The 12,581-nt window shown below is 71.4% G+C and carries 11 protein-coding genes; 6 read left to right on the top strand and 5 right to left on the bottom strand.

Annotated features, from left to right (window positions below; translation table 11 throughout):
* Positions 1–26: 26 nt before the first annotated feature.
* On the bottom strand, positions 27–1,238 hold the full coding sequence (locus DZG00_RS01375) for an ROK family transcriptional regulator (RefSeq protein WP_119381502.1): 1,212 nt from the start codon (positions 1,236–1,238) through the stop codon (positions 27–29).
* 238 nt (positions 1,239–1,476) lie between these two features.
* Between DZG00_RS01375 and DZG00_RS01380 the strand changes: the two genes are divergently transcribed.
* The 6 genes from DZG00_RS01380 (at position 1,477) to DZG00_RS01405 (ending at position 8,583) form a co-directional block, all read left to right on the top strand.
* Positions 1,477–2,820: an ABC transporter substrate-binding protein gene (locus DZG00_RS01380; RefSeq protein WP_119381501.1), complete on the top strand. Its 1,344-nt coding sequence runs from the start codon at positions 1,477–1,479 to the stop codon at positions 2,818–2,820.
* Positions 2,817–3,761: a carbohydrate ABC transporter permease gene (locus tag DZG00_RS01385; protein ID WP_199688899.1), complete on the top strand. Its 945-nt coding sequence runs from the start codon at positions 2,817–2,819 to the stop codon at positions 3,759–3,761. Before DZG00_RS01380 ends, DZG00_RS01385 begins: the two co-directional genes overlap by 4 nt.
* Position 3,762: 1 nt before the next feature.
* On the top strand, positions 3,763–4,644 hold the full coding sequence (locus tag DZG00_RS01390; RefSeq protein ID WP_119381500.1) for a carbohydrate ABC transporter permease: 882 nt from the start codon (positions 3,763–3,765) through the stop codon (positions 4,642–4,644).
* Positions 4,645–4,649: 5 nt separating this feature from the next.
* A complete protein-coding gene (locus DZG00_RS01395; protein ID WP_119381504.1) occupies positions 4,650–5,831 on the top strand; it encodes a Gfo/Idh/MocA family protein in 1,182 nt (393 codons plus the stop codon).
* Entirely contained in the window at positions 5,828–6,649 is an 822-nt protein-coding gene (locus tag DZG00_RS01400; RefSeq protein WP_119381499.1) for a ThuA domain-containing protein, read from the top strand. Before DZG00_RS01395 ends, DZG00_RS01400 begins: the two co-directional genes overlap by 4 nt.
* A gap of 77 nt (positions 6,650–6,726) precedes the next feature.
* Positions 6,727–8,583: a glycoside hydrolase family 2 protein gene (locus tag DZG00_RS01405; RefSeq protein WP_119381498.1), complete on the top strand. Its 1,857-nt coding sequence runs from the start codon at positions 6,727–6,729 to the stop codon at positions 8,581–8,583.
* Between the two features lie 100 nt (positions 8,584–8,683).
* On the opposite strand, the gene DZG00_RS01410 is transcribed toward DZG00_RS01405, so the two are convergent.
* From DZG00_RS01410 to DZG00_RS01425, 4 genes are all read right to left on the bottom strand, one after another.
* On the bottom strand, positions 8,684–9,565 hold the full coding sequence (locus tag DZG00_RS01410) for a carbohydrate ABC transporter permease (RefSeq protein WP_119381497.1): 882 nt from the start codon (positions 9,563–9,565) through the stop codon (positions 8,684–8,686).
* On the bottom strand, positions 9,562–10,548 hold the full coding sequence (locus DZG00_RS01415) for a carbohydrate ABC transporter permease (RefSeq protein ID WP_119381496.1): 987 nt from the start codon (positions 10,546–10,548) through the stop codon (positions 9,562–9,564). The genes DZG00_RS01410 and DZG00_RS01415 overlap by 4 nt, the downstream gene beginning before the upstream one ends.
* 42 nt (positions 10,549–10,590) lie before the next feature.
* Complete coding sequence (locus DZG00_RS01420; RefSeq protein ID WP_119381495.1) at positions 10,591–11,913, bottom strand: ABC transporter substrate-binding protein; 1,323 nt, start codon at positions 11,911–11,913, stop codon at positions 10,591–10,593.
* A gap of 54 nt (positions 11,914–11,967) precedes the next feature.
* Positions 11,968–12,581, bottom strand: a 614-nt coding sequence (locus tag DZG00_RS01425; protein WP_119455323.1) for a hypothetical protein, incomplete at its 5' end; no start/stop codon positions are given.

The raw sequence follows: 12,581 nt of genomic DNA on the forward strand, positions 1-12,581 counted from the left end.
CAGTCACGCGCGCGGACGCCACGGCCTCACCCCATGACGAGCACGCCGGGGTGGGGCGCGAGGAAGCTGTCGAGCACGAGCTCGGCGGCACCCTGGGCCGCGATCTGCTCGCCGACCGCGCTGCCCACCACCCGGAAGTCCTCGCGCGCCACGACGAGCTCGCGCCGCACGGCATCCTCGAGCACGGGCAGGAACGCGTCGCGGAGGCGGTTCCATGCGGGGCCGCCGAGCACCACGCGCGGCACGTCGAGGAGGTTGACCAGCACCGCGATCCCCGACGCGACCCGCCGGGCGGCGCGGGCCAGCAGCGCGACGGCCGCCGCATCGCCGCCCGCGGCCAGCTCCGACAGGCGGGTCAGCGCGTCGTCGAGCGCGAGGTAGTCGGCGAGGTCGGGCAGCGGCATCAGACCCGCCTGCACGGCCTGGATCACGAGCGCCTCCGGCACGCACGCCGCCGCGAGTCCCCCGCGACGGCCGCCCCAGCCGAGGTCCTCGGCCGCCGGATCCACCAGGATGTCGCCGATCTCGCCGATGTTGTTGCTCACCCCGCGGAGCACCCGTCCCTCGGAGACGATCGCGGCGCCCACACCGGATCCGAGGTACAGGAAGAGGAAGTCGGCGTCGGCGGACGCGCGCAGCTCGGCGGTCGCCGCGGCCGTCACGTCCTTGTCGAGGAGCACGGGCAGCCCGGTCGCGTCATGCAGGTCGGCGCGCAGGCGCACGTGCCGCCAGCGCGGGAGCTGGGGCGGCGCGATCATCACGCCGGAGCGCACGTCGAGCGGGCCGGGCACCGCGACGCCCAGGCCGAGGACGCGGTCGCGCTCGATTCCCGACGCGCGGACGAGCGCGTCGACGGTCGACGCGATGAGCGCGGTCGTGTCGTCGGGGTCGGGCGACTGCGGGGTGCGGAGCTCGCGGCGGCCGCGGATCCCGCCGGCGACGTCGAGGAGGAGCACCGTGAGGCGGGCCGGATCCACATGCACGCCCACCGCGCACGCGCCGTCGGGATCCACCGAGAGCGGGATGCTCGGCCGGCCGCGGCTCGTGTCGCCGGGCGCGCTCTCGCGGATCATGCCGGTCTCTATGAGCCGCCGCGTGATGTTCGAGATGGTCTGCGAGGCGAGCCCGGAGACGCGCTGCAGGTCGGCCCGGCTGCGGCCCGGCTCCCGCCGCACGAGGTCGAGCACGACGGCCTGGTTGTAGTCCGCGAGTCGCGGGAGGTTGCTGCCTCGGGGCACGTCCCCTCCTCGCGGTACGACCGGTCGCGCCCACGGACGGACGTCCCCCGGCGTCCGTCGAAGATACCGGAGCGCGCCTTGACGCCCGACGCCGCGGCCGCCCGCGGACAGCCCGGCGAGCGCGGGCGCGACATCGCCGTTGACGCCCATGACCGCATGTCCTAACATCTTGCTCAGCGCTTTATCCCATCGAAGTGGCAAAGTGGCCGACGGATGTGGCGCGGAGAGAGGCATCGCAATGAAGCGTTCCCGCGTGATCGCGGCCCTCGTCACCGGAACCGTCGCGGTCGGGCTCAGCGCCTGCTCCAGCGGCGGCGGATCGGCCGACGACGGACCCGTGACCATCACCATCATGGAGACCAAGCAGACCAACATCGACGCCATCGGCAAGGTCATCCCCGGCTTCGAGGCCGCGATGAAGGAGCAGGGCAAGGACGTAAAGGTCGACCTGATCGCGGATCAGCTGACCGACGAGCAGTTCATGACCAAGATGACCCAGCAGCTCATCGCCGGCCAGGCGCCGGACGTGCTGGACATCGGCGAGAACATGGCGATCGCCTGGTCCTCCGCCGGCTACCTCGCGCCCCTCGACGACTACCTCGCGGACTGGGACGGGTACACGCACTACTACCCCGCCGTGAAGGAGGCCATGACACGTCAGGACGGGAGCGTCTACAGCCTCCCGTCCGGCGCCGGGGTCCTCAACCTCTTCATCCGCCAGGACGTGCTGACCGAGGTCGGCGTCGACACCACCCAGCCCGAGACCTGGGACGAGCTGATCGACCGGCTCGTGCAGGTGAAGGAGAAGACCGGCGGCACCCCGATCGTCATCCCGGCCGGCACCGCGTGGGGCGGAGGCACGTGGGGCGAGGGCTTCCAGCCCCTGCTCGGCGGCACCGACACCGGCTACTACGACACCGAGACCGACACGTGGGACCTCCAGAGCCCCGGCTGGCTCGCGGTGTTCGACCTCTACGCCGAGCTGGTCGACAAGGGCCTCATGCCCGTCGAGGACCTGCAGAACCCGAACCCCTGGGAGCCCACGAAGTACGAGAAGTTCCCCGAGGGCGAGATCCAGGTCGCCGCGCAGGGCACCTGGGGCTGGAAGTTCGACTGGGGCCCCGAGGGCGCGACGCCCATCGACGGGCTCGACGAGAAGGTGACCACCTGGCAGTTCCCGGGCCTGCGCTCGGGCGACCAGCCCTACGGGTGGAGCAGCACCGGCGGCGGCTACGCCATCTCCGAGCAGTCGGAGAACAAGGACGCCGCGATGGACTTCATCAAGTACCTCTCCACCGGCGAGCCCCTCGCGGAGCAGCTGACGGCCTCGGGTGCCGCCTCCGCCCGCGACGACCTCGACGACGTGGCGCCCTACTCGGAGGAGCCGCACCTGCTACAGGCCGGCGAGGACCTCGCCGACAGCGTCTACGTGGTGACGGGCGACGGCACGGACCAGATCGGCCAGGCCGTGGCATCCGCGACGGAGCTGATCCTCAGCGGCAAGGCCGACGGCCAGGAGGCGTACGACGCGTTCGTGAAGAACGCGACGGACCTCCTCGGGCCGACGCTGGTGAAGGAGTGACGTCGGTCGTCGACGCGGCGATCCCGGTGCGGGCGGCGGTCACGCCGCCCGCACCGGCGCGGAGGCGCCGGCGCTCGAACCTGCCCCTCGTCGCGCTCCTGCTCGGCCCCTCTGCGCTGCTCATCACGCTCTTCATCGTCCTGCCCGCCGTCTACGGCGTGTGGCTCAGCCTGACCAACACGCAGCTCACGGGCTTCGCGGCGCGGGATCCGAAGTTCGTCGGCCTCGACAACTACGGCTACCTGCTGACGAGCGCGGACTTCCTCGCCTCGCTGGGGCAGACCGGCACCTTCCTGCTGTTCTCGGCAATCATCGGCCAGACCGTGCTCGGCATGGTCGCCGCGATACTCCTCAGCCGGCCGTGGATCCGCGGCAAGGGCCTCTTCGGGGCGGCCGTGCTCATGCCGATGGTGGTCCCCGAGGTCGTCGCCTCGCTCACGTGGGCGAGCGTGCTCGCGACCAGCCCGGAGGGCACGCTCAACCGGCTGACCGCGGTGTTCGGCGTGGAGCCGACCGCGTGGCTGCAGACGGCGCCGATGCTCGCGATCATCCTGGTGAACATCTGGCGCGGGGTGGCCTTCGCGATGATCATGTTCCAGGCCGCGCTCGAGGACGTGCCGGTCGAGCTGATCGAGGCGGCCCGCATGGACGGCGCCCGAGCCGTGCAGATCTTCCGCCACGTCACCCTCCCGCTGATCCGCGGGCCGGTGTTCCTCTACCTGCTGCTCACGACCATCAGCACCGTCGGCGTCTTCGGGCTCGTCTACTTCCTCACCCGGGGAGGGCCGGGTGGGCAGACGCGTCTGGCCGCGATCTACATCTACGAGCGCGCGCTGCAGTTCTCGCAGATCGGGATCGGGAGCGCCGCGTCGATCATCCTGCTCGTGATCGTCCTGGTGCTCGGCGCGGTCTACATCCGCCTGGCGAAGGTGGAGGTGTGACGTGACCGCATCCGTGGACCGCGGGCCCGCCGCCCTGCCCGGCCGGCGACGACGTCGACCGCTCACGCCCGTCGCCGTCGCCCAGCGCGGCATCGGCTACGTGCTCATCATCCTGCTGGGGCTGTTCTGCCTCGTCCCGTTCGCCTGGGTCGCGTTCAGCGCCATCGACGCGGACGCGGGCGCGACCGTGCAGCTCCCCGCCTTCTCCCTCGACAACTTCACGAGGTTCTTCACCGCGGCCGGCACGCCGCGGCTGCTGGTGAACAGCCTCGTGATCGCCATCTCGTCGACGGCGCTCAACCTGGCGCTGGGGATCGCGGGCGGATACGCGCTCTCGCGGTTCGTCTTCCCCGGTCGCCGGTTCTTCATGTTCGGGATCCTGCTCATCCGCGTCATCCCGGCGCCGGCGACCATCGTCGCGCTGTACCTGATCATGGTGAACCTGGGCCTGGCCAACACGCTGCACGGCCTGATCATCGTGCAGGCGGTCAGCGGCCTCCCGGTCACCCTCTGGCTCATGAAGGGGACGGTCGACGCCGTCCCGATCGAGCTGGAGGAAGCCGCGTGGACGGACGGCAACACGCGGCTCCAGGGCGCGCGCCGGATCGTGCTGCCGCTGATCGGGCCGGGCCTCGGCGCCGCCGCGATGCTCATGTTCATGGGCTCGTGGGGCGACTTCCTCACCCCGCTCGTGCTGCTGCAGGATCAGGAGCTCTACCCGCTCGCCATCGGGCTCTTCCGTGCGTTCAGCGAACGGAACGTGGTCGACTGGGGGCTGCTGGCGGCGAGCGCGGTCGTCTACGTCCTGCCGCCCGCCGTGCTGTACATCGTCGCGCGCAAGCACCTGCTCAAGTCCAGCCTGGGCGGAGCGCTGAAGGGATGACCACCATGACCGAGCTCCGAGAGCACCCTGCCGCCGGGCCCACCGGGCCCGTCGACCCCGCCCGCCTGCCGGTCGTCGTGGTGGGCGCGGGCGCGATGGGCGGCGCGTGGATCCGCATGCTCGCCGACTCCCCGCACGCCGCGCCCGTGGGCGTCGTCGACCTCGACGTGCCGCTCGCGGAGTCGGCCGTGCGCGCCGCCGGTCTCGAGGGGATCGCCGTGGGCGCGTCCGTCGCCGAGGTGGCCGCGCGATCCGGCGCCCGGGCCGTGGTGAACGTGACCGTGCCGCAAGCGCACCGCGTCGTGAACGAGCAGGCGCTCCGCGCGGGCCTCCCCGTGCTGTGCGAGAAGCCGCTCGCGCCGACCGTCGCCGAGGCGCTCCGCCAGGTCGCGCTCGCCGACATCACCGGCGGCCTGCTGATGGTCAGCCAGTCGCGCCGGTACTTCACCCACCTGACGGCGTTCCGGGAGGCCGTCGCGCAGGTCGGGCCGCTCGCGGTCGTGCACGCGCAGTTCCTGCACGAGGACCACGAGCCCGGCTTCCGCGAGCAGATGGCGCACCCGCTGCTCGTCGACATGTCCATCCACCACTTCGACCAGCTCCGCTACGCGACGGGCGAGGATCCGGTGGCCGTGCGCTGCAGCTCGTGGAACCCGCCGTGGAGCTGGTTCGCGGGCGACGCGGCCGCGACCGCCGACTTCGAGCTCGCGTCCGGCGCGCGCTTCGCGTACGTCGGCAGCCGCTGCGCGCGCGGCATGCCCACGTCGTGGAACGCCGACTGGCGCGCGTACGGCGAGCACGGCGCCGCGCACTGGGACGGAGACGACGTCGTCGACCTCGACGTGCCGGGCGCCCGGTTCGCCGTGCCCGAGCACCCCGAGGGCATCGCCGCCTCGCTCGAGGAGTTCGTCGGATCCCTCCGCGCCGGCACCACCCCGCAGAGCGAGGTGCGGCACAACGTGCTCAGCCTCGCCATGGTGGAGGGTGCGATCCGCAGCAGCGAGCGGGGCGGCGAGCGCGTCGTCATCGCCGACCTGCTGGAGGACGCGCTCGCCCAGGCCATCGCCGACGAGCGGAGCCCCGACGTCGCCGAGCGCCTGCGCTCCTGGACGAGCGCGGCCGACGGCATCCGCACCCCGGCCTGGGGATCCGACCCGGCCGCCACCACCCCGGGAGGGACCCGATGACCGACACCAGCACCGCCCCGATCCGCGTCGTCGTGTGGGGCGAGAACAGGCACGAGAAGGTGAACCCGGTCGTCGCGGGCATCTACCCGGACGGCATGCACAGCACCATCGCCGGCGGGATCCGCGCCCTCCTCGGCGCCGACGCCGACGTCACGACGCGCGTCCTCGACGACCCCGAGCACGGCATGACCGAGGAGCTCCTCGCGCAGACGGACGTGCTGCTCTGGTGGGGCCACACCGCGCACGAGGAGGTGGCGGACGAGGTCGTGGACCGGATCCAGCGCCACGTGCTCGAGGGGATGGGCATCATCGTGCTGCACTCCGGGCACCACTCCAAGATCTTCCGCCGCCTGATGGGCACCACCTGCAGCCTGCGCTGGCGCAACGACGGCGACAGCGAGCTCGTGTGGACGGTGGCTCCGCGGCACCCCATCACCGAGGGCGTGTCGCAGCCGATCCAGATCCCGGGCCAGGAGATGTACGGCGAGTTCTTCGACATCCCCGAGCCCGACGAACTGGTCTTCATCAGCAGCTTCTCCGGCGGCGAGGTGTTCCGCAGCGGGATCACCTACCGGCGCGGCTACGGGCGCGTCTTCTACTTCAGCCCGGGAGACGAGGTCTACCCCGTCTACCACCACCCGGACGTGCAGCGCGTGATCGCGAACGGCGTGCGCTGGGCACGGCCGGAGCGGGCGCGCGAGTCGTACCTCGTGACGCCCATGTACCTCACGGGCCGCTTCGACCGGCCCGTGCTGGGATCGCCCGGCGCGCTCGTCGACTACCACACGGGTGAGCCCGTGCACCTCGACGAGGGCTGACCCCGGCCCTCCGCGCGACCGCCGCGCCGCGCACCACCGACCGACCGCCCGACCCCCGACCAGGAGGCTCCCCGATCGTGACCGACAGCACCGCGACCCCCGGCACCCCCGCCATCCCCAAGCCCGAGCACCCGCGCCCGCAGTCCACGCGCCCCGACTGGCTGAACCTCAACGGCCCGTGGCAGTTCGAGCGCGACCGCGGCGACAGCGGGCTCGAGCGCGGGCTCCTCGAGCGGGACCTCGCGGAGGAGATCCTCGTGCCGTTCGCGCCGGAGTCCACCGCGTCGGGCATCGGCGACGTCGACTTCCTCACGGCGGTCTGGTACCGCCGCACCGTGCGGATCCCCGCGGGCTGGAGCGGCCGCCGCGTCCTCCTCCACTTCGGCGCCGTCGACCACGACGCGACCGTGTGGGCGAACGGCGAGGAGGTCGCCCGGCACCGCGGCGGATTCACGTCCTTCACCGCCGACCTCGGCGTGCGCGCCGACGAGGAGGAGCTGACCATCGTGGTCCGCGCCCGCGACACCCGCGACGAGCCGCAGGCCCGCGGCAAGCAGGCCACCTGGTTCGAGAACACGGCCTGCTTCTACACGCGCACCACCGGGATCTGGCAGACGGTGTGGCTGGAGCCCGTGCCGGAGGCGCACATCCGCTCGGTGCACGTCGAGCCGCAGCGGGCCGACTCCTCCTTCAGCGTCACGCCCGAGCTCTCGCACCGCGTGGCCGGCCTCGCGTTCGAGGCCGTGCTGGCGGACGCCGACGGCGAGATCACGCGGTCGCGGATCCCCGCGGGCGACCTCGGCGCGCGCGTCACCCTCCGCATCCCCGAGACCCGAGTGCGCCTCTGGTCGCCGGAGGACCCGCACCTGTACGACATCACGCTGCGCCTGGTCGACGGCTCGGGCGACGATGCCCGCGTCGTCGACGAGGTCGCCTCCTACGGCGGCCTCCGCTCCATCGCGATCGACGGCCGCGACGTGCTCCTCAACGGCCGCCGCGTCTTCCAGCGGCTCGTGCTCGACCAGGGCTACTGGCCCGACACGCTCATGACCTCGCCCGACGACGCCGCGCTCGTCCGCGACATCGAGCTGTCGATGGCCGCGGGCTTCAACGGCGCGCGCCTGCACCAGAAGGTGTTCGAGGAGCGGTTCCTCTTCCACGCCGACCGGCTCGGCTACCTCGTCTGGGGCGAGTTCGGCGACTGGGGCGCGGGCGGCGGCACCGGCCCGGACGCGCAGCAGCCGACGGCGTCGTTCATCACCCAGTGGATCGAGGCGGTGCGGCGCGACCGCTCGCACCCGTCGATCGTCGGCTGGTGCCCGCTGAACGAGACGTACCAGGCGATCCACGACCGCATCACGCAGCTCGACGACGTGACCGCCGGCATGTACCAGGCGACGAAGGCCGCGGATCCGTCGCGTCCCGTCCTCGACGCCTCCGGCTACTCCCACCGCGTGCGCGCCGCCGACGTCTACGACTCGCACTCCTACGAGCAGGACCCGGACGCCTTCCGCCGCGAGCAGTCCGGCCTCGCCGAGGGCCGCCCGTTCGTCAACGACCTCGACGGCCGCGCGATCTCCCTGCCCTACGCCGGCCAGCCGTTCTTCGTCTCCGAGTACGGCGGCATCTGGTGGAACCCGGCCCAGCTCGACGCGCCCCAGGCCGACGCGGGCGACCCCGAGCGCGCGGTGTCCTGGGGCTACGGCGAGCGCGTCGCCACCGTCGAGGAGTGGCACGCCCGGTTCCGCGGCCTCACCGAGGTGCTGCTCGAGGATCCGCTGATGTTCGGCTACTGCTTCACGCAGCTGACCGACACGTTCCAGGAGGAGAACGGCATCTACGACTTCCACCGCCGGCCCAAGTTCGACATCGCGCGGATCCGCGAGGTGCAGGAGCAGCGGGCGGCGTACGAGGAGCGGGGCGGCGCGGAATAGCCGCAGCACGCCGTACGACGAGAGCCCGCCCCCGCGATCCACATGGATCACGGGGGCGGGCTCTCGTCTGGGGCGCAGGATCACCCGCGTCCCGGCCGCATCACCTCCCGGCGAGCGACCCGCCGATCCCGCCGACGCTGAAGTACTTGTTCAGCAGGGCGAAGATCAGCACGGGCGGCAGCATCATGATGACCGCGACCGCCATCACCGAGCCCCAGTCGGCCGCGTTCTGCTGGAAGAACGTGTTGAGGCCGATGGGGAGGGTGTACTTCGTGAAGTCCTGCAGGAACAGGAGCGCGATCAGGTAGTCGTTCCAGGCCAGCAGGAACGAGAAGATCGCGGTCGAGAGGATGCCCGGCAGGGAGTTGCGCAGCACCACGTGGATGAAGCCGCTGAACACGCTCGCGCCGTCCATCCAGGCCGCCTCCTCGAGGGTGATCGGGATGGAGTCGATGTACGCCGCCATCATCCAGATCGCGACCGACATGGTCGAGCCGATGTAGATGATCGCCACGCCCTGCAGCGTGTTGATGAGCCCGAGCGCCGAGAACGTGATGAACAGCGGGATCGCCGCGGTCACCACCGGCAGGGCCTGCACCACGAACAGCACGAGCGAGTACCCGGAGACGAGCTTCGACCGCGAGCGGCTGAGCACGTATCCGGCCGGCGCCGCGATCACGACCGACACGAACACGGTCACCAGCGCGACGACCAGGCTGTTGCCGAGCCAGATCATCACATCGGTGCCGCCGAGGACGCGCTCGAAGTTCTCGAGCGTGAAGCCGGTGGCCGTCGAGTTCTGCCCGGGCTGGGTGGAGAGGAACAGCACCGCGAGGATGGGCGTGATCACCACGAGCGTGATGATCGCGATGAACAGGAAGCGCCACCACTGGCCCTTCTGCTCGCGCTGCTTCGCGGAGGTGCGCTTGACGTCCCCGACGGTCGCCGAGGTGGCGCCGCCGACGGCGAGTGCCTGGCTCATTCGATGTCCGCCTTCTTGATCTGCCGGTACAGCAGCGTCGACACGATGACGAGCACGGCCGTCATCATGAAGGCCACCGCGGTCGCCGGGCCGGTCTGCAGGTTCTGGAACGCCTGCTGGTACGCCAGCACGATCAGCGACGTCGTCGCGTTCACGGGACCGCCCTGCGTGAGCAGGAAGATCGTCGGGAAGTCGTTGACGCAGAAGATCGTCATCAGCACCCAGCTGATGTACGTGGTGCGGGAGATGATCGGGAGGGTCACGCCGCGGAACGCCTGCCACGCGCTCGCGCCGTCCATCTTCGCCGCCTCGTAGACGTTGGTGTCCACCGACGCGAGCGCCGAGGACATCATCATCAGCATGAACGGGAAGCTGATCCACACCTTGAAGACGCAGACCACGACCTGCGCCAGGACGGGATCACCGAGGAAGTTCGCGTCGGGGAACCCGAGCGTCTCCAGGATGATCGGCACCGGGCTCTGCGGCGTCGCCACCAGCCAGTTCCACGAGGTCGCCGAGACGACCACCGGGACGATCCACGGCAGGAGCAGCAGCACCTTGAAGAACCCGTTGCCGGGGATCCGAGTGCGCAGCAGCAGCGCCAGCCCCAGCCCCACGAGCCAGGAGCCGAACACGCCCACGACCGTGAACACGATCGTGAACGTGGTCGCGTTGCGGAACGACTCCGAGGTGAGCACGCTCGCGTAGTTCTGGAAGCCGACGAACGGGGTCTCCCACGGCAGCGTCGACGGCGTGCCCTGCTGCAGCGACTGCAGGAACGAGTACACGACCGGGTAGACGTTGAGCAGCACGAGCAGGAGGAGGGACGGCAGCGCGAACAGCGCCAGCGTCTTCCCCGCCCGGCCGAGCGGGGTCTTCCCGCGGCCCTTCCGCGACGCGCCGGGCGGCCGACCCGGGCCGGCCACGCCGACGCCGCGGCGGGCCAGGCCGATCTTGTCGGCGACGCGGGTGTCCACCGCCATCAGCTCACCCCGTCCACGTCAGGGCCGCCGGGACGACGCGGATCACGCGCCGGCCTCCAGCTCCTTCTGCAGCGTCTCGAGGGACTCGCGAGCCGTGACCGTGCCGCCGAGGACCGCCTGCGCGAACGAGATCGTCGGCTGCGTGCCGTCGACCTTGGTCACGTTCTGGAAGACCGTGTTCGAGCCGGGGGCGCCCCAGGTCTTCGAGATGGGCTGCCAGTCGTTGAGGATCTTCGTGGTGTTCGGGTCGTCGGCGTAGGCCTCGTCGGCGATGGACTTGAGCGGCGGCAGGCCGATGCCGGTCTGCTTCGTCCAGAGCGACTTCATGTTCTGGTAGTAGTACGTGAGGAACGCCTCGCTGTTCTCCTGGCTGGGCGTCGACTTGTACATCATGATGTTGTTCGGGAAGTAGAGCGCGCCCTTCTCGCCGCTGGGGCCGACGAGCGGGTCGCCCACCACCATCTGCGCCGCCGTCTCGGGACTCACGTTCGCCGTGGCGCCCGCGCCGTCCCAGAGGGCGCCGAAGGTGCCGGCGTCCATCTGCTGGTACGCGTTGTCGGACGTGTAGGTGGCGCTGCGGGGGTCCACGTAGCCGTTCTTCACCATCCCGAGCACCCACTCGACCGCCTCGATGTTGGCGTCCGTGACCACATCCGGGTTCTGGTCGGGGTCGAAGAGGCCGCCGCCGTTGTTGATCATGTGGGCGACGATCTGGTGGAAGCCGGTGAAGGCGCCGGCGCCCGAGCGGGTGCCGTAGCCGTAGACGCCGTTCTTCTTGAGCGCGGCGCACATGGCCTCGTAGGAGTCCCAGTCGGTGGGCGGCTCGGCGCCGGCCTCCTCGAGGAGGTCCTTGCGGTACCAGTACATGCGCATGTCGAGGTTGTACGGGACGGCCGCGTATCCGTTGGCCGTCTTCAGGGTGTCGACGAGGCCCGGGAGGAAGTCGTCGTAGATCCCGTTGCCCTTCCACGTCTCGATGAGGTCGTCGGCGTACGCGATCTTGCCCTGCGACTCGAACAGGAACGCCGTCGTCCCGCCTCCGGAGCTGACGGCGGGACCGTTGTTCGCGGCGACCGCGGTCGAGAAGGTCTGCGTGAAGTTGGCCCACTGGACCTGCTGGTAGCTGACCCCGCCCATGCCGCTCGCGGGCTTGTACGCCGCGGAGATGGCCTTGTCCTCGGTGAGGAACGCGGGTGCGCCCCAGGGCATGTTCCAGAACTTGAGGGGTGCGGCGGCGCCTGACGCGCCACCTCCGCCGCCGCTGCAGGCGGCGAGGAGGCCGACCGCCGCGGCGCCGACCCCCGCGCTCAGGAGGGATCGTCGGGTGAGGCCGTTGCCGAAGGCGCTGGATGACTGCTGTGGCATTTCTGACTCCGTTGTCCGGTGGTGCTGTGTGTGGTGGAAGGGAAGGGGCTGGGTCTAGGGGCGCGCGTCGGCAGCGAGCGCGGGCGCGGCGGCGAGGAGGGAGCGGAGGTCGGCGACGTCGTCGGGCACGTCGCGGCCGTGGGCGGCGTCTCGCGCGAGGCGCATCGCGGTGCGGTGGCCGGACTCGAAGACGACGGGGAGGTCCTCGCGGCCGGCGGCGTCCGTGACGCTCGCGCGCCCGGGTGCTGCCGTGCCCGGCGCGGGGAGGGATACGTGCGCGGCGCGGTCGCCGACCACGAGCCGGAAGGTCGCGCACGCGTGGGCGTGCGCGGTGACGACCGCGCTCACGATCACGTGGACGCCGGATGCGGTCGGGCCGGTGAGCATGAGGTGGTCCGGCGTCTCCGCGAGCGGCACCAGGTGCGCCAGCGGCGAGCCGACGAGCGCCTGCGCCGTGAGGGCCAGCGCGCGGGCCGCCTCGGCGAGGTCGGCGGAGTCCGCGACCGTGGCGCGCGCCTCGAACAGGGCGCCGGGGGCGGCGAGGCGGTGGATCCGCGGGGCCACCCGACGGACCGCCTCGTCGTGCCGCCACGGCACGTCGAGGACCACGGGCGCGCCCGCGTCCGCGAGCTCGGCGAGGTCGGCGTCGGCAGCCGGGCCGGGGTCGA

It is taken from the genome of Clavibacter lycopersici, assembly GCF_003576405.1.
In the GTDB taxonomy this organism is placed as follows: Bacteria; Actinomycetota; Actinomycetes; order Actinomycetales; family Microbacteriaceae; genus Clavibacter; species Clavibacter lycopersici.

Coding starts and splice junctions, on each gene's coding strand:
- DZG00_RS01420 (WP_119381495.1), bottom strand. CDS start 11,913: ATGCCACAGCAGTCATCCAGCGCCTTCGGCAACGGCCTCACCCGACGA.
- DZG00_RS01415 (WP_119381496.1), bottom strand. CDS start 10,548: ATGGCGGTGGACACCCGCGTCGCCGACAAGATCGGCCTGGCCCGCCGC.
- DZG00_RS01410 (WP_119381497.1), bottom strand. CDS start 9,565: ATGAGCCAGGCACTCGCCGTCGGCGGCGCCACCTCGGCGACCGTCGGG.
- DZG00_RS01400 (WP_119381499.1), top strand. CDS start 5,828: ATGACCGACACCAGCACCGCCCCGATCCGCGTCGTCGTGTGGGGCGAG.
- DZG00_RS01380 (WP_119381501.1), top strand. CDS start 1,477: ATGAAGCGTTCCCGCGTGATCGCGGCCCTCGTCACCGGAACCGTCGCG.
- DZG00_RS01395 (WP_119381504.1), top strand. CDS start 4,650: ATGACCGAGCTCCGAGAGCACCCTGCCGCCGGGCCCACCGGGCCCGTC.